The sequence below is a fragment of the Xanthobacter sp. genome (assembly GCF_041911315.1).
GTDB lineage: Bacteria > Pseudomonadota > Alphaproteobacteria > Rhizobiales > Xanthobacteraceae > Xanthobacter > Xanthobacter aminoxidans.
In genome coordinates this window covers 72,808-92,265 of sequence record NZ_JAYRPE010000093.1, presented here as the reverse complement: position 1 = coordinate 92,265, position 19,458 = coordinate 72,808, and the positions used below count along the sequence as shown (strand labels likewise).

The 19,458-nt window shown below is 67.9% G+C and carries 14 protein-coding genes; 10 read left to right on the top strand and 4 right to left on the bottom strand.

From position 1 onward, the window contains the following. The first annotated feature begins 947 nt into the window (after nt 1–947). The 4 genes from ACE3QW_RS25525 to ACE3QW_RS25510 all read left to right on the top strand — a co-directional run bounded on the left by ACE3QW_RS25525 (nt 948) and on the right by ACE3QW_RS25510 (nt 6,053). Complete coding sequence (locus tag ACE3QW_RS25525) at nt 948–2,924, top strand: M23 family metallopeptidase (RefSeq protein ID WP_038192833.1); 1,977 nt, start codon at nt 948–950, stop codon at nt 2,922–2,924. Nucleotides 2,925–3,113: 189 nt separating this feature from the next. Beyond that, entirely contained in the window at nt 3,114–4,040 is a 927-nt protein-coding gene (locus ACE3QW_RS25520) for a hypothetical protein (RefSeq protein ID WP_374254918.1), read from the top strand. A gap of 44 nt (nt 4,041–4,084) precedes the next feature. Beyond that, complete coding sequence (locus ACE3QW_RS25515; RefSeq protein WP_374254916.1) at nt 4,085–5,008, top strand: hypothetical protein; 924 nt, start codon at nt 4,085–4,087, stop codon at nt 5,006–5,008. A gap of 118 nt (nt 5,009–5,126) precedes the next feature. Beyond that, nucleotides 5,127–6,053: a hypothetical protein gene (locus ACE3QW_RS25510; RefSeq protein WP_374254914.1), complete on the top strand. Its 927-nt coding sequence runs from the start codon at nt 5,127–5,129 to the stop codon at nt 6,051–6,053. Between the two features lie 3 nt (nt 6,054–6,056). Here ACE3QW_RS25510 and ACE3QW_RS25505 read toward each other — a convergent pair whose 3' ends face one another. Then, on the bottom strand, nt 6,057–6,476 hold the full coding sequence (locus tag ACE3QW_RS25505) for a DUF2267 domain-containing protein (protein WP_374254912.1): 420 nt from the start codon (nt 6,474–6,476) through the stop codon (nt 6,057–6,059). A gap of 594 nt (nt 6,477–7,070) precedes the next feature. Here ACE3QW_RS25505 and ACE3QW_RS25500 point away from each other — a divergent pair. Then, nucleotides 7,071–8,111 carry a serine/threonine-protein kinase gene (locus ACE3QW_RS25500; RefSeq protein ID WP_374254910.1) on the top strand — a complete coding sequence of 347 codons (1,041 nt, stop codon included), beginning with the start codon at nt 7,071–7,073 and terminating at the stop codon, nt 8,109–8,111. Between the two features lie 403 nt (nt 8,112–8,514). On the opposite strand, the gene clpB is transcribed toward ACE3QW_RS25500, so the two are convergent. Further along, nucleotides 8,515–11,154 carry an ATP-dependent chaperone ClpB gene (gene clpB / locus ACE3QW_RS25495; protein ID WP_374254908.1) on the bottom strand — a complete coding sequence of 880 codons (2,640 nt, stop codon included), beginning with the start codon at nt 11,152–11,154 and terminating at the stop codon, nt 8,515–8,517. A gap of 325 nt (nt 11,155–11,479) precedes the next feature. On the opposite strand from clpB, the gene ACE3QW_RS25490 reads away from it, so the two are divergent. The 4 genes from ACE3QW_RS25490 to ACE3QW_RS25475 are packed head-to-tail and all read left to right on the top strand — an operon-like array spanning nt 11,480 to nt 14,314. Beyond that, complete coding sequence (locus ACE3QW_RS25490; RefSeq protein WP_374254907.1) at nt 11,480–12,301, top strand: MOSC domain-containing protein; 822 nt, start codon at nt 11,480–11,482, stop codon at nt 12,299–12,301. Between the two features lie 49 nt (nt 12,302–12,350). Continuing rightward, on the top strand, nt 12,351–12,698 hold the full coding sequence (locus ACE3QW_RS25485; RefSeq protein ID WP_374254905.1) for a lysozyme inhibitor LprI family protein: 348 nt from the start codon (nt 12,351–12,353) through the stop codon (nt 12,696–12,698). Nucleotides 12,699–12,712: 14 nt separating this feature from the next. Continuing rightward, on the top strand, nt 12,713–13,456 hold the full coding sequence (locus ACE3QW_RS25480) for a pyrimidine 5'-nucleotidase (protein ID WP_374254903.1): 744 nt from the start codon (nt 12,713–12,715) through the stop codon (nt 13,454–13,456). Between the two features lie 15 nt (nt 13,457–13,471). Continuing rightward, complete coding sequence (locus ACE3QW_RS25475; RefSeq protein ID WP_374254902.1) at nt 13,472–14,314, top strand: GNAT family N-acetyltransferase; 843 nt, start codon at nt 13,472–13,474, stop codon at nt 14,312–14,314. 257 nt (nt 14,315–14,571) lie between these two features. Here the strand turns inward: ACE3QW_RS25475 and ACE3QW_RS25470 are convergent, their stop codons facing one another. Together ACE3QW_RS25470 and ACE3QW_RS25465 are read right to left on the bottom strand one after the other, a co-directional pair. Continuing rightward, entirely contained in the window at nt 14,572–15,930 is a 1,359-nt protein-coding gene (locus tag ACE3QW_RS25470) for a sigma-54-dependent transcriptional regulator (protein WP_374254900.1), read from the bottom strand. Beyond that, nucleotides 15,927–17,795, bottom strand: coding sequence for an ATP-binding protein (locus ACE3QW_RS25465; protein ID WP_374254898.1), 1,869 nt, complete (start codon nt 17,793–17,795; stop codon nt 15,927–15,929). Before ACE3QW_RS25465 ends, ACE3QW_RS25470 begins: the two co-directional genes overlap by 4 nt. 281 nt (nt 17,796–18,076) lie before the next feature. On the opposite strand from ACE3QW_RS25465, the gene ACE3QW_RS25460 reads away from it, so the two are divergent. Continuing rightward, nucleotides 18,077–19,441, top strand: coding sequence for a dicarboxylate/amino acid:cation symporter (locus tag ACE3QW_RS25460; protein ID WP_038192827.1), 1,365 nt, complete (start codon nt 18,077–18,079; stop codon nt 19,439–19,441). Nucleotides 19,442–19,458 lie beyond the last annotated feature (17 nt).

Sequence of the window (19,458 nt, the reverse complement as noted above, 5' to 3'; positions counted from 1 at the left end):
TCGCGTGATAACAAAAAGGTCCGGAGTTCCGTTAGACCGCCAAGTCTTACTCAGCTGAAAACCAACCTCTCGGTCAGCCCCAGCCCGCAAGGACTCCGCCGTCCACGTTTCTCTTTCTTCTGTCATACATGTCAAACAGCGGTGGAAGCCGAAGCCTCCCGGCCCTAGAAGGGCCGATCGACGCGTCGTCCTCCGGCTTCTTAACCGGCGGCTTCACAACAGTAAAGTCGTGAGGAGCGTCGGAGACGCGCTGTCGATCCGTCCAGTTGGCGGCGGCAGCGCGTCGTCGATGGGCGGTTTATAGGGGCAACCCCCTTCCGGTGTCAACACCCCCGTTTTCGTCCTTCATGAACCCCATGTGACGCTGTGGGCAAATCCCCACCTACCAGGCCACCGCCCGTTGCAGTGCAACGATTTTCGGCCTGTGGACATGTTGCGCCGCGAGACCCGCCGGAAGCGCAGCCGGCGAAGGGTCGAAGGAAAAATGCGGATTCTTTTTCGGCTCCGGTCTCCGGTTTTCCGCAAAGCCGACCGCACCGCACGCCCCCGTCTCAAAGCCGCCTCTCGCGTGCGCGCGCGTACAGAGGGTGTTTCCACGCTTTCTCCCGCCAGCCACGCCGTGAACCGGCCTCGGCGCCCACGAATGAGGTTCGCGCCATGCTTTCGCCGTCTCCTCCCCCTCACATGCGCCGCCTCGAACGGGCGGGTTTGCGCCGCATCATTGACGGGTCGTGAGGCGGAAGGCATGTTCGCCGAACGTCTTGTTCGCCGAATGTGTTGGCGGGAGTCCTGATCGCTTGTTCCGACAGGCCTTCCCGCAGGAAACGGCCAGTGCGCTGCACGCGCGCACGCAGCTGAGGGACGCAGATTTGTACCATCGACGATCAGCCGGAGACTGGCGCGACGCCACGAGCGCTGCCGGACTTGGCGACGACCCCCCGCTCGGGGTGGACGGAGATGAAGAGGACATCGACCGGCGCCGCGTCTCCGTACGCTGGTTCGCCGCCACGCTGCTCACGGCCTTGTGTGGTTCGTTCCTGATGGGCGGCGCCGTTTATGCGGCGCTGGACGGCGAGCATCGTTTCGCGCTCATGCCAGAAAAGGTGCGCAACGCCATCCGCGGCGCCCTGGCCGTGGGCGAGCGCCCGGTCAATTCCGTCCGCAAGGGCGATCGCATGTCGCTGCTCGGCGACGCGCCGACCGCCCGCCAGACCTTCCGCGTCTCCACCGCGACCAAGATGGGCGACCGGGAGATCATCAAGGTGCGGCCCTTCACCCGGGTGGCGGCGAACCTCGCCATGAGCACCACCTCGGTCTCCACCAACATCCCGCGCTTCAACCCCGCCCAGCTCGTCGCCGATTCAAGCAAGGACGAGACCGCGCCCCAGGCCGAGCCCACCGGCGAAGTCACGCTGGTGATGCGCGACATCTCCAGCCTGCCCCCGAGCACCCGGCTCGGCGCCGCCACCTCCATGGAGAACGTGCTGGTGAAGGTGCGCGAGGTGGCCGAGCTCACCCGCGTGCAGCCCGGCCAGGCCGGCTTGCCCGCCGCCATCGTCGGCGCCCAGCCCGGCTTCTCGCCGCAGGCCGCGTCCGCGCCCTATCTGTCCTATGCCAGCGTCGGCAACGCGCTCGGTTCGCCCGGCCTGCCGGCCTCGGCGGTCCCGGCCGGCCACGCGCCCCCCGGCGCGGCCAACGCACCTGCGCCGGTCATTCCGGCCAATATCAGCTTCGTGCCCAAGACCTCCGACGAGACCTCCGGCGGCAACGACTGGTCGGACGCCACGGTGGTGGTGAAGAAGGGCGATACCATCGTCTCCATCCTTATGGACAACGGCGTCTCCAAGGAAGACGCCCGCGCCGCCGCCGCCGCCTTCCAGCGCGGCCGGGACGGCACCGTGAAGGACGGCCTGCGCATGCACCTGCTGCTGCAGGAAGAGAACAAGCGCGTGCGCCCGCTGCGCATCTCCATCTTCAGCGACCTCGGCCACGAGGGCACCGTCGCGCTCTCCGACAAGGACGAGTTCGTGAACGTGCCGGAGCCCTCCGAGACCGAGATGGCCGGCGTCTCCGAGGATACGGATGAGGACGACAGCGGCCCCGGCATCCGGCTCTATGAGAGCATCTACGAGACCGCGCTGCGCAACGACGTGCCGCGCAGCGTCATCGCCGACATCATCCGCGTCTATTCGTTCGACGTGGACTTCCAGCGCCGGGTGAAGCCGGGCGACAATTTCGAGGTGCTGTTCTCGGACGACCCGGGCGCTTCCAACGACGTGCTCTACGCCGCCCTCACCGTGAACAAGGAGACGCGGCGCTACTACCGCTTCCAGACCACGGACGACGGGCTCGTCGACTATTATGACGAGGACGGCAAGAGCGCGAAGAAGTTCCTGGTGAGAAAGCCCATGACGGGCGGCATCATGCGCTCGCCCTTCGGCTATCGCCGCCACCCCATCCTCGGCTATTCCAAGCTGCACACGGGCGTGGACTGGGCGGACGCCATCGGCTCGCCGATCTATGCCGCGGGCAACGGCACCATCATCTACGCCAACTGGAAATCCGGCTACGGCAAGCACACGGAAATCCAGCACGCCAACGGCTACGTCACCACCTACTCGCACCAGTCGGGCTTCGCCCGCGGCATCCGCGAGGGCGTGACGGTGCGCCAGGGCCAGCTCATCGGCTATCTCGGCAACACAGGCCTCTCCACCGGCCCGCATCTGCACTACGAAGTGAAGATCAACGGCAACTTCGTCGATCCCATGCGCATCCGCCTGCCGCGCGGCCGGGCGCTGGACGGCAAGTTCCTCGCCGAGTTCAGGAAGGAGCGGGAGCGCATCGAGGCCCTGCTCAGCCACGCCCCGGTGCCGCCGAAGGTGGCGAATGCCGGCTCTTCCAAGACCCGCGCCGCCAGCAACTGACCCGCCCGTTCCGGCCCGCCGCCGCCGCGCACGGGCCGGAACGCGCTTCATCAAAAGACCGCTGGACACGCGAAATGGCGCCGCAGGCGCGGCCGCACTTCGCCACAAACAAAGCTTGACCTTGGGGATGGTTCAGCTACCGCTGCGACCGGTCGAAAGCCAAACCTTTCTCTCCCAGAGGACAGCCCCATGAGCGGCCCCTTCCGTGGTTCGGTTCGTTCCCTCGCCTGCGCCCTCATCCTCTCCACCGCGCTGCCCGCGCTCGCCGCCGCCGACCCGCTGAGCGACTATGTCGCCGCCCGCGACAAGGCCACGGCCGATGCCCTCGCCGCCGCCAAGGCCGACAAGAGCGGCGACCCCGCCGTCATCAAGCGCGAAGAGGCCGCGCTCAAGGATCTCGGCAAGCGCATGACGGCCCTTGTCGGCCCGGTGAAGTTCAAGGGTCTCGGCTCGCCGGAATATACGCTGCGCGTGCTGACCTACGACGAGAACACCCCCGCGCAGGATCTGGGCGGCATCGCCTTCGCCGACAAGGATTTCAACACCCGTCTGGTGGTGGCGCCCGAAAGCATCTTCACCGGCTGGCTCGCCACCCGCGCCAAGGATCCGGACGCCCCGAAGGCCTTCGCCTCCGGCGTGAAGGCGGCGGCGGGAACGCCTGAATTCTACACCAACGCCGTTGGCTTCGACGGCGGCTTCTACCAGCCCTATGTGGAGCTGCCCGTCGCCGCCGTGCCGGGAGAAACCGCCGTCGCCTGGCTCGGCCTCCAGACCGAGGAGCCCTCCGGCAACACCGCCCCCAACGAGGTCGCCATCGTGCGCATCGGCGGCGGCATGGCCATGGTGGGCGTCGCCATGGTGAAGCTCGGCGACAAGCTGATCCCCGCCTGCGACGCCATCTGGCAGCCCTTCAAGGCCAAGGCCGACGCGCTGCAGAAGCAGGTGGAGAAGGACAACAAGGACCAGGACCCGCGCTGGGAGCAGATCACCAAGATCCAGGACGAGGGCTCCAACGCCTATCGCGCCTGCTTCATGAAGGAGGCCCCGAGCCAGCCCTTCTTCGCCGCCGCGGTGAAGAAGGCGGAAGCCTTCCTCGCCACCGCGCGCGGGCAGTGAGCCCCGCCTGCACCTGATCGATCCCCCTCATCCGGAGACCTGACATGAGCCGCCCCGACCGCTGCCGCCCGGCCGCAAGCCCGCTTTTCCTTGCAATGGCTTTCGCGATGGGGCTGGCCGGCAGCGCCGGGGCGGCGCCGGCGGAGGATTATATCGCGGCTCGGGACAAGGCCGTGGCGGCGCTGGCCGCCGCGGAGAAGGGGGGCGCGACCCCCGAGGATCTGGAGAAGCGCGATGCCGCCGCCCGCAAGGCGCTGGAGCAGAAGATGAGCGCGCTCCTGGGCCCGCTTCAGCTCAAGGGGCTCACGGCCAGCTTCTCCCCCGCCACCCTGCTGGATGGCAACATCGAGTCCGGCGGGCCGGACGGCCTCCTGTTCGCCGACAAGGATTTCACCACCCGCGTGCTGATCTCCCCGGAGCCGGTCTTCGCCAACTGGCTGGCGGCGCAGGCGAAGCACGAGAACGCCGCCCCGGCCCTCGGACAGGGGATCGCGGCGGCGACGGGCAGCGAGGAGTTCTACACCCTCGCCATCGGCGCCGAGGCGGCCTTCTCCCGCTACATGGACCTGCCGGTGACGGCCGCCGCGGGCGAGACCGCCTCGGCCGCCCTCGGCCTGTTCAGCCAGGACATTTCCGCCAACACGCTGCCCGACGCCGTGGTCGTCACCCGGGTGGCGAACGGCCGGGTCGCCGTGGCCACTACCAATGTGAAGCTTCCCATCAAGTCCCTGCCCGTCTGCGACAAGGCCTTCAAGGCGACCACCGCGAAGGCCGAGGCGCTGCGCGCCGCCGCGGAGAAATCCAAGAAGCAGCAGGACGATCCCCGCTGGGAAGAGGCGAACAAGGCCGACGTGGACGCCTCCAACGCCTTCCGCGCCTGCTTCGCCAAGGAGGCCCAGAGCCAGCCGGTCCTCGCCGCCGCGGTGAAGCGCGCCGAAACCCTGCTCGCCACCGCCCGAGGGAACTGAGCGCATAGCCCGCGCGGTGCCGGTGGAAGACCGGGGACGCGGCGGGGCCATCCATTGATTTTTACCAATGGCAGCGCAGATTGCGCCGCCATTGTCGTTTCAGCACACGAGAGTCCCCATGACGCGCCCCGATCGCCGCCGCCCCCTCCTCCGGCTGGCTTCGGCCCTGCTCGCGGCGGGACTTTTCGCCGGCGGGCCGGCGCATGCGGGGCCGGCGGAGGACTATATGGCCGCCCATGCCAAGGCCCTGGCGGACGTGGCCGCGGCGGCGAAGGCGGGCAAGAGCGACGGCGAGCTGGACGCGCTCGGCGCTCCACTGCTGAAAGATCTGGAAAAGCGGATGGTCTCCCTCATCGGGCCCATCGCCTTCAAGGGCACGCAGAAGAAGCCCATCTTCATGCCCTCCTCGCTGAACGCCGAATATCTGGAATCCAAGGAGCCGGACGGCCTGCTGTTCTCCGGCACCAACCTCACCACCCGCTATTTCGTCTCCCCCGAGCCGGTCTTCACCGACTGGCTCGCCGCCCGCGCCAAGGAGGAGGACGCCGACCCGGCGCTGCGCCTCGGCCTCAAGGGGGCCATGGGCACCGAGCCCTTCTATTTCGCCGTGCTGGGGGCGGATGCCGCCTTCATCAAATACATGGACTTGCCGGTGACGGCCGCCGCGGGCGAGAGCGTCACCGCCGCGCTCGGTCTCTTCACCCAGTCGGGCCAGCAGAACGACCCGCCCAGCAGCATCGTCTTCACCCGCATCGGCGACGGCCGCGTGGTGGTGGGCACGGCGGACCTCAAAGCCACCATCAAGCCCCTGCCGGCCTGCGAGAAGATCTGGAAGGAGGCCAATGCCAAGGCCACCAGGCTCGAGGACGCCGCCGGCAAGACCCGCAACGACGAGGACCCGCGCTGGAAGGAAGCCGAGCAGGTCCGCGAAGCCGGCGGCGACGCCTTCCGCGCCTGCTTCGTCAAGGCCGCGCCGGGACTGCCGTTCTTCCCCGGCGCGGTGAAGCGGGCGGAGGAGCTGGTGCAGGCGGCGCGGGGGAAGTAGGCGTCAGGCTTTCCAGAAGTCGGCGGCGCCTTCGGGCAGGGTGGCGAGGACGCGGTCGAGCTTGTCCGTGTCCATGTTCCGCCGCAGCGCCGCCGCCACGTCGGCGATGGCCGAGGCCGGCGCGAAATTGTGGTGCCGGCGCAGGTCCTGCACCTCCGCCGTCATCGTCTCCCGATCCGTGAACGGCCGCCGCGGCTCCGCCGGGTCCCAGTCCGCCACGAAGATGGCCCGCAGCACGGGCGGCAGCACCCCCGCAAAGCGGATCGCCTCCTCCACCGACAGCCGCCGTCGGAAGACCACCAGAACCCCCTCCACCATGGTGTAGGTCTGATTGCGCGTGGTGAGCCCAGCCGTGTCCCGCGCGTCGGCGAGGAAGCGGTCGAACTCTTCGGTAGCATGCTGGAGGGCGAGGGGGATGGTCATGGGGGGCGGGATGGGGTGGGGATTGATTAAGTGATACAGCGGCCAAACAACAAATAAGCTCAGCTTTCTTGCCCAATAACGCGGGAGCCCTGTACTCTACCACTCAAGGCTGTAGGGGGGCGAAATGTCTCAAAGGTGCGTCGGGCTGTCCGTGTCGGGGGGGAAGCTGGTCGTCGTAGATGCGCTTGTACCGCGACAGGGACCTATCATATTACAGGCCGATCATACATGGAGTTTACAAAGAGGTATTCGCGAAGATGCCTATCATGTCCTATATCAGCAGGTAGCGAATTATCTGCGTGAGCATGGTATTCAGAAGGCCGTCCTCAAAGCCAGCGCTGTGAACCCAAGCGGTGGCATGAAGCTCGCGCATCTAGAGAGTGCAGAAGTTCGCGGAGTGGTGATCGCCGCCGCTCGTTCTGTGTGTCCGGTATCGTGCATAAAAACGGCGACGATTAGCCGGACATTCGGTAGTCGCAAAGTTGATGAGTACGTCCGTGATGAAACATTTTGGGACGACCAGGTGACAGGGATCTCCCTGCGAGCCGGAAGCCGTGAGGCCGCTCTGCTTCTAATAGCCGATCGGGGAGCGGAATGACGATACTGGTTGCCGGCCTCACGTTAGGCCCAATGCTCGGTGCAGGGCACTACGGCAAAGTCTATATAGCCAACGACCCGGTCCACGGCCAAGTTGCAGTGAAAGTGATGGAGCATCAGCCAGGCGAGCCGGATCTCGACTGGCACGTTAGACGTGACGGTTTGTTGCGTGAGGCGCAGCGGCTATCGGCAGCAACGCACCGGAACGTCGTGCAAGTCTACGGGTGCATGGAGGCTCCTGACCGCGAAAGCATTTGCTTTACGATGAGGCTGTGCCCTGGCGGTTCGCTACAGGCCACGTTTGATCAAGGCCCTACAAAGCTGTCGAAGGTAAGGAAAATCGCAACCGAGGTGACATTAGGGCTTCAGGCTCTACATCAGCGCGGCATGCTGCACCGGGACATAAAACCGGCAAATATTCTGCTTGATAGCCAAGGCGTGGCTCTACTGGGTGACTTCGGATGGGTGACTGACGATATCTTCCTCGGATACGCTCAAGCTGGGGGGTATAGCGATCATCTTGCCTATGAGGCCTGGGGCACTGGCGCAGCCAGTGTCAAAACCGACGTGTGGGCGCTGGGGATGACCCTTTACCGTCTGCTCCACGGCAGGAGTTGGTATGAGCGGCAAGAAGCGCCCCGCTATAGGATCGCAGACGGTGGATTTGTGGACAGCCTAAACTGGCTACCACATATTCCCGCCAAGTGGCGCCGCGTGATCCGTCGGATGATGGCCGATAACACCGCGGACCGTTATCAGAATTGCGAACAACTTCTCGCAGCATTTGCTGCTTTGCCAGTTGGTAATGATTGGGAATGCTTTGTAACTGATGACCTAGTGTCTTGGTCACGCCAATCTGGAAATCGGATTCAAAAGGTCGAGTGGAAGCGCCACGGGCCTCGCACCTACGACTGGCGTGCTTGGAGCGAGCCGACGACCGTTAATGGTCGCTCGCGCACACTCGGCGAATCCGCCCACAGGATTGGGCGTGCAGCAAGTCTCGGACAATTGAAAAAATTTTTCGCAGACGCTAATTGAGCGGACTAGCGCCCCTTCCGGATCAGGTAAGGGCCGTCAAAGTCGTCACTCGTTATTGGATGCAAACCAAGCAACCTCGTTGCCAGAGCTAATCGCTCATGTGAGCATTGGTAACAATACGCCGATGGCGAAACGACTCCCTGCTCATGTGGAAATTGCCGCCCGCAGGCTGTGCATCGCATAGGCACGATTAGTGCTTTGGGTATGCTATGCGCCATTGTAGGCCCCCACATGACGGGAACATAACGTGAATCTGCGACTCCGTCAACAATAGGGAGACTCGGTTTCGGGTTGATTAAGCTGTTCCCATTCTTGTCTGCTTCATCCAGCAAATAAGCCCCCGGCGTAACCGCCGAGGGCCATTCCTTTTAGCCGATGCGCCATCCGCCCGGCCCCAGTCCCCTCAGGCCGCCTGATCCACCTTCGCCGCCTCGCTGGCGAAGGTCAGGTGGCCGTCGGCCAGACCCACGGTCACCTTGGCGCCGTCGAGGATCTCGCCGCCGAGGATCTTCTCGGCGAGGGGGTCCTGCACCAGCTTCTGGATGGTGCGCTTCAGGGGGCGCGCGCCATAGGCCGGGTCGTAGCCCTTGTCACCGAGGAAGTGCCGCGCCTCGGGCGAGATCTCGATGGTGATCTTGCGATCCTCCAGCAGCTTGCGCAGCCGGCCCATCTGGATGTCCACGATGGTGTCCATCTGGTCCCGCTTCAGGCGGTGGAACATGACGATCTCGTCGATCCGGTTGACGAATTCCGGGCGGAAGTGACGCCGCACGGCCCCCATCACCATGTCGTAGGCCTCCTCGTCGGACACCACCTGGTCGCCCTCGTGGCCCGGCACCTTGAAGCCCATGGGCTGGCGCGGGTCGGCGAGGAATTCGGCGCCGAGGTTGGAGGTCATGACGATGAGCACGTTGCGGAAGTCCACCGTGCGGCCCTGTCCGTCCGTCAGGCGCCCGTCGTCGAGCACCTGCAGGAGGACGTTGAACACGTCCGGATGCGCCTTCTCCACCTCGTCGAACAGCACCACCTGATAGGGCCGGCGCCGCACGGCTTCGGTGAGGGCGCCGCCCTCGTCATAGCCCACATAGCCGGGAGGCGCGCCGATCAGCCGGCTCACGGAGTGCTTCTCCATGTATTCCGACATGTCGATGCGCACCATCGCCGTCTCGTCGTCGAACAGGAACTCGGCGAGCGCCTTGGTCAGCTCCGTCTTGCCCACGCCCGTGGGGCCGAGGAAGAGGAACGAGCCGATGGGCCGGTTCGGGTCCTGAAGGCCGGCGCGGGCGCGGCGCACGGCGGTGGAGACGGCGGCCACCGCCTCCGACTGGCCAACCACGCGCTTCGCCAGCTCCAGCTCCATGCGCAGGAGCTTCTCGCGCTCGCCTTCGAGCATCTTGTCCACCGGCACGCCGGTCCAGCGGGAGACGACGCCGGCGATGTGGCTGGGCGTCACCGCCTCTTCCACCATGCCGCCGGCCGCGCCCGCCTTCTCGATGTCGGCGAGCTTCTTCTCCAGCTGCGGGATGACCGAATAGGTCAGCTCACCGGCCTTCTGGTATTCGCCCTGCCGCTGCGCGGAGGCGAGGTCGGCGCGCGCCTGGTCGAGCTTGGCCTTGACGGTGGTCGCCTCGCCCAGCTTCTCCTTCTCGGACTTCCACTTGGAGGTGAGGACGGAGGCCTTCTCCTCGAGGTCCGCCAGTTCCTTCTCGGAGCGCTTCAGGCGGTCCTTGGAAGCGCTGTCGGTCTCCTTCTTCAGCGCCTCCTGCTCGATCTTGCGACGCATGATCTCGCGGTCGAGGCTGTCCAGCTCCTCGGGCTTGGAATCCACCTGCATGCGCAGGCGCGAGGCCGCTTCGTCCACAAGGTCGATGGCCTTGTCGGGCAGGAAGCGGTCGGTGATGTAGCGGTTGGAGAGAACCGCCGCCGAGACGAGCGCCGAGTCGGTGATGCGCACGCCGTGGTGCAGCTCGTACTTCTCCTTCAGGCCGCGCAGGATGGAGACGGTATCCTCCACCGTGGGCTCGGAGACGAAGACGGGCTGGAAGCGACGGGCCAGCGCCGCGTCCTTCTCCACGTGCTTGCGATACTCGTCCAGCGTGGTCGCGCCGACGCAGTGCAGCTCGCCGCGGGCCAGGGCGGGCTTCAGGAGGTTGGACGCATCCATGGCGCCGTCGGTCTTGCCGGCGCCGACGAGGGTGTGCATCTCGTCGATGAACAGGATGATGCCGCCCTCGGCCGCCTCGACCTCGGAGAGCACGCTCTTCAGGCGCTCCTCGAACTCGCCGCGATATTTCGCACCGGCGATGAGCGAGCCCATGTCGAGGGAGAGAAGGCTCTTGTCCTTCAGGCTCTCCGGCACGTCGCCGTCCACGATGCGGCGGGCGAGGCCCTCCACGATGGCGGTCTTGCCGACGCCGGGCTCGCCGATGAGCACGGGATTGTTCTTGGTGCGGCGCGCCAGCACCTGAATTGTGCGGCGAATCTCCTCGTCACGGCCGATCACCGGGTCGAGCTTGCCGTCCCGAACGGCCTGGGTGAGGTCGCGGGCATACTTCTTCAGCGCGTCATAGGCGTTCTCGGCGGTGGCGCTGTCCGCGGTGCGGCCCTTGCGCAGGGCCTCGATGGCCGCGTTCAGGGTCTGCGGGGTCACGCCCGCCTTCGCCAGCATCTTGCCGGCGTCGGTGTCCTTCTCGATGGCGAGGGCCAGCAGAAGCCGCTCGACGGTGACGTAGCCGTCGCCCGCCTTCTTGGCCGCCTGCTCGGCGGTCTCGAACACCTTGGCGAGCTGCTGGGACACGTAAACCTGCCCCGAGCCGCCCGACACCTTCGGCAGCTTCTTCAGCGCCGCTTCCACCTCGGCGCGCACCAGCGTGGGATTGCCGCCCGCGCGCTGGATGAGGCCCGAGCACAGGCCTTCGGGATCGTCCATCAGCACCTTCAGGAGGTGCTCCGGCGTGAACTGCTGGTTGCCCTCCCGCACCGCCAGCGACTGGGCGGACTGGACGAAGCCTCGCGCGCGCTCGGTATAGATCTCAAAATTCATCTGTCTCTCCTCCTTCCCGCGCCCGGTACCTTCCAAGAAGCATAGGGGGCGCGGCGGGACACGGTCCCGGCATCCCCGGCTACCGTCGCGCAGGCGGAACAAACCCGCGCCGAGCCTCATGTGGGTGTGGCCCCGCTGCAACGGAAGGGGTGGCTGAACGATTTCAAGCCGGCCGGGCCAAACCGCGCCGCCACCGCCCTCCGCTCGATCAAGGCTAGGTCCGGCGCGCCGCCATCGCCTTGATCCAGGTGAAAATTCACCCGCCCTTGACCAAGCCGGCGGGGCATGGGACGCCGGAGCCTCCGGACCTGAAGGAGCGCCCCGCATGCCCGTGCCGTCCGTCTCTTCCGCCCCTGCCATTCCGGCCGCCGAGCTGCCGCCCGCCACCGTCACCGCCCTCTACCGCCATCCGGTGAAGGGCCTGTCGCCCGAGGCACTGGACGCCGTGGAGCTGACCGCCGGCGCCTTCTTCCCGAACGATCGCCTCTATGCGGTGGAGAACGGCCCCAGCGGCTTTAATCCGGCCGAGCCGTCCTACCGGCAGAAAACCGCCTTCCTCATGCTGATGCGGGACGCGCGCCTCGCCGCCCTCGCCTCCCGCTATGACGAAGCCACGGGCACGCTCACGCTCGCCCTCGACGGCCACGAGGTGGTGGCGGCCAACCTTTCGACGCCCGAGGGACGGGCGGAGGTGGAGGCCTTCCTCACCTTCTATATGGGCGAAGAGGCGCGCGGCCCGCTGAAGCTGCTGACCGCGCCCGAGGGCTTCCGCTTCACGGATTCGCTGCGCTCCGGCTTCCTCTCGCTGCTCAACCTCGAAAGCGTGCGCGACCTCGGCGCGCGGATGGAGGCAGAGCTGGACCCCCGCCGCTTCCGCATGAATTTGCATCTGGAGGGCTGGCCGGCGGGCGCGGAGCTGGAGCTGTCCGGCGCCCGGCTCGATGTGGGCACGGCGCGCATCGCCATCCTCAAGCGGACCGAGCGCTGCGCGGCGGTGAACGTGAACCCCGCCACCGCCGCCCGCGACCTCAATGTGGTGAAGGGCCTCGTTTCCGCCTACGGCCACGCGGACTGCGGGATCTATTCCAAGGTGGTGCGCTCCGGCCGGGTCCGGGTGGGCGACACCCTGCGGCCTGCCGCCGACTGATCCACCAATCCCGCCACGCACCAATCCCGCCACTCAAGGGAGAAACATCATGCGCCTGAAGTCCGCTGTCCTCGCCGCCACGCTCGCCGTGACCCTCGTCGTTCCCGCGTCCGCCGCGAGCTTCTCGTGCAACGGCGTCACCGCGCCGGACGAGGTGGCCATCTGCAAGAGCTGCGACCTCGCCCAGCTCGACGTGAAGATGGCGACGCTCTACGGCGTCATCACCAAGATGGTGGGCATGGGCCAGCGCGGCGCGATCCAGGACGACCAGCGCGCCTGGCTGGTGGAGCGCGCCGCCTGCAAGGCCGACGCGGCCTGCATCTCCAATGCCTACCAGACCCGCATCCGCGCCATCGAGGGGATGCTCTCCGACATCTATTCCCGCGGCCCGTTCTGAGGCATGGTCCGCCGATGATTTTGTCTTCTCCCGCAGCGCTTTCATCGGCGGCCTTCGAGGCCGTGGACACCTGGGTGTTCGACCTCGACAACACCCTCTATCCCGCCCAGCACGACCTCTGGGGCCAGATCGACGCCCGCATGAAGGCGTACATCTCGGACCTTCTCGGCATCGCGCCCGAGGAGGCCTTCCGCATCCAGAAGGATTATTACCGGCGCTACGGCACCTCCCTGCGCGGGCTGATGATCGAGCACGGGGTGGAGCCGGCGGCTTTCCTCGCCCATGTGCACGACGTGGACCTCTCCACGCTCGACGCCTCCCCCCGCCTCGCCGCCGCCATCGAGGCGCTGCCGGGGCAGAAGCTGGTCTACACCAACGGCTCCGAGCGCCACGCCCGCAACGTGCTGGCAAAGCTCGGCATGGATGCGCACTTCACCGCCGTCCACGACATCGTGGCCGCCGAATTCCATCCCAAGCCCACCGAGGAGGCCTACGCGCGCTTCCTGCGTGCCCACGGGGTGGAAGCGACCCGCGCCGCCATGTTCGAGGACCTCGCCCGCAATCTGGAGGTGCCGCACCGCCTCGGCATGGTGACGGTGCTGGTGGTGCCCCCCGGCCAGACGGTGGCGGCGCGAGAGAGCTGGGAGTTCGAGGGCCGCGAGGACGCCTATGTGAACCACGTCACGGAAGACCTCGCCGGCTTCCTCGAAACGGTGGCCCGCGACCTGCCCCCGCCGCCGGCGGCCGATCCGGAGTAAAGGGAGGACCACGCCATGGCCGGCGCCACCCGCAGCATCCGCACCCTCACCCCGGTCGAGGTGGACACCGCCGTGGACTGGGCTGCCCGCGAGGGCTGGAACCCCGGCCTTGCCGACGCCGCCGCCTTCCTCGCACAGGATACGCACGCCTTCCGCGGCCTCTTCCTCGATGGTGCGCTGGCCGCAGTGATCTCGGCGACGCGCTATGAGGGCGGCTTCGCCTTCGTCGGCTTCTACATCTGCCGCCCGGACCTGCGCGGCGAAGGCCATGGCCTCGCGCTGTGGCAGGACACCTTCAGGCGGCTCGACGGCCCGGTGGGGCTCGACGCGGTGGTGGAGCAGCAGGGCACCTACGCCCGCGACGGCTTCAAGCGCGCCTACGCCAATTTCCGCTTCGGCGGCATGGCGCCGGAGGCCGCGCCCGACCCGCGCGTGGTGGACATCACGCCCGCGCACCGCGATGCCGTCACGGCGCTGGACCGCGCCTGCTTCGGCTTTCCCCGCCCGAACTTCCTGAAGGCGTGGCTCGCCCCGCCGCAGGGACGCGCCTGCGTCTTCGTGGAAGACGGCGCGGTGAAGGGATATGGCGTCATCCGCCGCTGCCGGGCGGGATGGAAGATCGGCCCGCTCTTCGCCGACGACGCGGCGGTGGCCGGCGCGCTCTTCTCCACCCTCGCGCGCACGGCGGCGGGCGATCAGGTGTTCCTCGACATTCCCGACCCCAACCCCGCCGCCCGCGCCCTCGCCGAGGGGGCGGGGCTCGCCCCGGTGTTCGAGACCGGCCGCATGTATCGCGGCGCCGGGCCGGATCTGCCTCTCGATCGCATCTTCGGCATCACCACGTTCGAGCTGGGGTGAGGCTGCGGGCTTTCACCGCCGGTGACCTCGGCCATATGGGCGCCGGCTGACGGGCCGGGGCCGTTATCCCGATACTGACCTCACCGCCGTCATGGCCGGGCTTGTCCCGGCCATCCACGTCGGGCCGATTCTGAAGATGGTTGGCAGCTACTCCCGGCCGCGCCAGGTGGTTGCCCGGCACAAGGCCGGGCATGACGATGGTGAATGGAGTTCGAGCGCGCGACCGTTCCGCGGTGGACGATCGTGATGCCGCCCCCTCACCGCCCGCCGCGATACGCCGCCTGGTCGATGCCGTGGCGGCGGAGCTTGTCGTAGAAGGTCTTGCGGGGGATGCCGAGGGCGGCCACGGTGGCCTGAACGTCGCCCTTGTTGGCTTCCAGCGCAGCGCGGATTTCCTGCGCCTCGAAGGCGTCCACCCGCTCCGGCAGGGTGCCCTTGCCGCCGCCGGCATCGGCCGGAACGGAGGCCGACTCCGGCTCCACCAGCCCCAGCGCGACGCGTTCGGCATAATGCACCAGCTCGCGCACATTGCCCGGCCAGTCGTGTTCGGCGAGATGGCGCAGCACGCCGGCGTCCAGCTCGGGCGGCGGCCGGCTGAAGCGCTCCGCCGCGCGGGCGAGGAAGTGGCCGAACAGAAGCGGCACGTCGCCCCGCCGGTCGCGCAGGGCCGGAATGCGCACGGACGCGACGTGCAGGCGGTAATAGAGATCCTCGCGGAAACTGCCCTGCCGCACCAGCGCCGGCAGGTCCACCTTGGAAGCGGCGACGACGCGGATGTCCACGCGGCGCGTCTCGTTGGTGCCCAGCGGCGCGATCTCGCGCGCTTCCAGCACGCGCAGCAGCTTCACCTGGAGGGCGGGTGACATGGCCTCGATCTCGTCGAGGAAGAGGGTGCCGCCGTGGGCGTGTTCGATGCGCCCCACCCGTTTCTTCAGCGCCCCGGTGAAAGCGCCGGCCTCGTAGCCGAACAGCTCGCTCTCGATCACCGTCTCCGGCAGGGCGCCGCAATTCACCGCCACCAGCGGGCGCGTCGCGCGGCGGCTCCAGCGGTGGAGGGCGGTGGCCACCACCTCCTTGCCGGAGCCGGTCTCCCCCTCCACCAGCACATCCACATCGGCATCGGCGATCTGGCGCAGCATCTGCCTGAGGCGCGCCATGACAGCGCTGGTGCCGAGCAGCGGCAGGTCGTCCTGCGTGGTGGCGACGGCGCGCTTCAGCTCGCGGTTTTCCAGCACCAGCCGGCGGCGGTCGAGGGCGTGGCGGATGCTGGCGACGAGCCGTTCCGAAGCGTAGGGCTTGGCGAGGAAGTCGTAGGCGCCCTCGCGCATGGCATCCACCGCCATGGCGATGTCGCCGTGACCGGTAATCAGGATGACCGGCAGGTCCGCATCGCGCGCCTTCAGCCGGCGGAACAGCTCCAGCCCGTCGATGCGCGGCATGCGCACGTCGGTGACGACGACGCCGGGAAAGTCCGCGTCGATCACCTCCAGCGCCTCCAGCGCCGAGCCGTAACCAGCGACCGTGAGGCCGGCGAGCATCAGCGCCTGCACGTTAGCCGCGCGCAGCGCCGGATCGTCGTCGATGAAGGCCACGTCCACCGCGTTGCTTTCCGTCATGCCGTGCCGGCTCCGGTGTCGAGTCCCTGGGCGCGGGGCAAGGTGACGGTGAAGACGGCGCCGCCGTCATTCTCCACCTTCAGGCTGCCGCCGCACTCGGCGATGATGTCCTTGGAGATGACGAGGCCCAGCCCCAACCCCTGCGGCTTGGTGGTGTTGAAGGGCAGGAAGAGCGCCCCCAGCATCTCCTCCGGCAGCCCGGGGCCGTTGTCGGCGACGGTGACGACCACCGTGTCGGGCCGGGTCTCGACGCGGATGCGGATTTCCCCGTCGCGCCGCGTGCCGATGGCCTCGGCGGCGTTCTGGATGAGGTTCACCAGCACTTGCTCGAGGCGCATGCGGTCGCCCGTCACCGCCACGTCCGGGCGGTCGATGTCGAGGGCGAGGGCGATGTCGGTCTGCAAGAGACGGTAGCGCATCAAGAGCAGCGCGCCGTCGATGACCGGGGCGAGCGCCACCGGCTCGATCCGGGCGGCGGACTTGCGGGCGAAGGCGCGCAGCTCTCCGGTGATGGCGCCGATGCGCTCGGTCAGCGCGGCGATGGTGTCGAGATTGGCGGCGGCGGCGGCCGGCTCGCCGCGATCGAGGAAGGCGCGGGAATTCTCCGCGAAGGTGCGGATGGCCGCCACCGGCTGGTTCACCTCATGGGCGACGCCGGCGGCGATCTGGCCGAGCACGGCGAGCTTGGAGGCCTGCACCAGCTCGTCCTGCAAGGCGTCGAAGGCGAGGCGGGCGCGGCGGCGCTCCTCCATTTCCGTCACCAATTGCGCATTGGCGGCGGAAAGCTCCGCCGTCCGCTCGACGACACGGGCCTCCAGCGCCCGGCGCGCCTCCGCTTCCCGCGCCAGCGCCCGGACGCGGCGGCGGCGCCGGGTCCACCACACCCCGGCCGAGCCGAGGCCGACGACGCCAGCCAGCGCCGCCGAGGCCCGGGCCGCCGTGGTGGCGAGGCGCGTGGTGGCTGATGTGGGGGCGAGCACGGTGAGCGTCCACGAGGTGGAGGGCACGGGCATGTCCACCGCGACGAAGTCCTGCGCCGCATTTCGGCCGGGCAGGCGCAGGCGCAGCACGCCGCCTTCCTCCGGCGAGGGGCCGAGATCGAGGCGCGTCAGCGGCGAATCGCCGAACTGGAGGCTCTCGCGGATGGCGTCGCGCTCCACCGGATCGAGCGCCACGGTGGTGCGGAAGCGGAAGGCGGGCTCCGAGGCGATGAGCACGATGTGCCGCTCGTCGGTGACGAAAGTGGGCTCGGCGAAGCGCCGCCATGCGGCTTCCAGCGCGTCGAACTCGGCCTTGAGCACGAGCACGCCGAGCACCCGGCCCTGCGCCTCCACCCGCTGCGCCAGATAAAGGCCCGGCTTGCGGCTGACCGTGCCGAAGGCGAAATGCTCCGCCCTCCCCTCGGCCAGCGCCACGCGGAAATAGGGGCGAAAGCCGTAGTCGGAGCCGAGGAAGCTCTCCGGGGTCCGGTAGTTGCTGGCCGCGACCGTGTGGCCCTCGGCATCGATGAGATAGATGACGCCGGTGCGCACCCCCTCCGCGAGGGCATCGAGCCGCCGGTCGAGGGCATCGAGGCGGGCCGGGTCCGGCGCCTCCAGCGCGCCGCGCACCTCCGGGTCCTGCGCCAGCACCACGGGCAAAGAGCGCTGCTTGTCGATCTCGCTGCGCAGCACCGCGACGCGCAGCGCCGCCGCCGTCTCGGCGGAGGCCGCCACCTGCGCCACCGCCCAGCGGCGGGCCGCATAGTCCGCCACCCGGTCCAGCGCGACCATCAGCGCCAGCGCAGCCAGCGCCGTGCCGCCCACCGTCAGCAGGCGGCGGCGGGAGGGGCGTTCAGGGCTCGGCGGGACGCCCGGCTCGGCCACGGAGGCTCTCCTGATGTGCGGATTTCCGCACAGGCTTTGCCGGCAATGTGCGCCTCACCGCACGCTGAGTCGAGAGGGGCGGCGGGGCCTCGCGGAAAAAACATTGCGAATCAACATGTTGCGCGTGCTCCGCGTCCCACTCTGAACTGGCATGCGCCTTGCGCAGGGGGAAGCGTCGAACGGCGCGCTGCGCCGGCCCTTAACGAAGCATCCGATCCTGAAGTGCCCAGGCCAGAGCGGCCGCAAGAGGCACCAACGGCCCGGCGGAGGAAGGTCCTGAGATGGCCCACGCTATTCCGGCGCATCCCGCGCCCCATCACCATTATCCGCGCAAGTTCTACCATCACCTCTATTTCCAGGTGATCGTGGCGATCATCGCCGGCTCGCTGCTCGGCCATTTCTATCCGGACTTCGGCGCCAGCCTGAAGCCGCTGGGCGACGCCTTCATCAAGCTGGTGAAGATGGTCATCGCCCCCGTCATCTTCCTTACCGTCGTCACCGGCATCGCCGGCATGCGCGACATGGGCAAGGTCGGCCGCGTGGCCGGCAAGGCCATGATCTACTTCCTCACCTTCTCCACGCTGGCCCTCGTCATCGGCCTCATCGTGGCGAACGTGGTGCAGCCCGGCGCCGGGCTCAACATCGATCCCAAGACCCTCGACCCCAAGGCCGTCGCCACCTATGCGGCGAAGGCGCATGACGCCTCCATCATCGGCTTCCTGATGGACATCATCCCGGCGACGCCGGTGTCGGCCATGGCCAATGGCGACATCCTGCAGGTGCTGTTCTTCGCCGTGCTGTTCGGCATCGCGCTCGGCGGCGTGGGCGATCTCGGCACCCCGGTGCTCAAGGTGCTCACCTCGGCTTCGCACGCCATGTTCCGGCTGGTGGCCATCGTGATGAAGGCGGCGCCCATCGGCGCGTTCGGCGCCATGGCCTTCACCATCGGCAAGTACGGCATCGGCTCGGTGAAGAACCTCGCCTTCCTGATCTTCACCTTCTACCTCACGGCGGCGCTGTTCGTGTTCATCGTGCTCGGCCTGGTGGCGCGCTACAACGGCTTCTCCCTGTGGAAGCTGCTGCGCTACATCCGCGAGGAACTGCTCCTCGTGCTCGGCACCTCCTCCTCGGAAGCGGCCCTGCCCGGCCTGATGCTGAAGATGGAGCGCGCCGGCTGCGCCAAGTCGGTGGTCGGCCTCGTGATCCCCACGGGTTATTCGTTCAACCTCGACGGCACCAACATCTACATGACGCTGGCGGCCCTGTTCATTGCCCAGGCCACCGGCATCCATCTCTCGCTGGAAGAGCAGGTCCTGCTGCTGCTGGTCGCCATGCTGTCGTCCAAGGGCGCGGCGGGCATCACCGGCGCGGGCTTCATCACCCTGGCCGCGACGCTCTCGGTGGTGCCGTCGGTTCCGGTGGCGGGCCTCGCCCTCATCCTCGGCATCGACCGCTTCATGTCCGAGTGCCGCGCGCTCACCAACTTCGTCGGCAACGCGGTGGCCACCATCGTCGTCGCCCGCTGGGAAGGCGAGCTGGACAAGGCGAAGCTCCTGCGCGTGCTCGACGGCGAACCCATCTCGCTGGAAGACGAGTTCGACGAGGGCCTCATCTCCACCGCCCCCGGCGTGAAGGCCGTCGCCTGAGGCCACCGCGCGCGGCG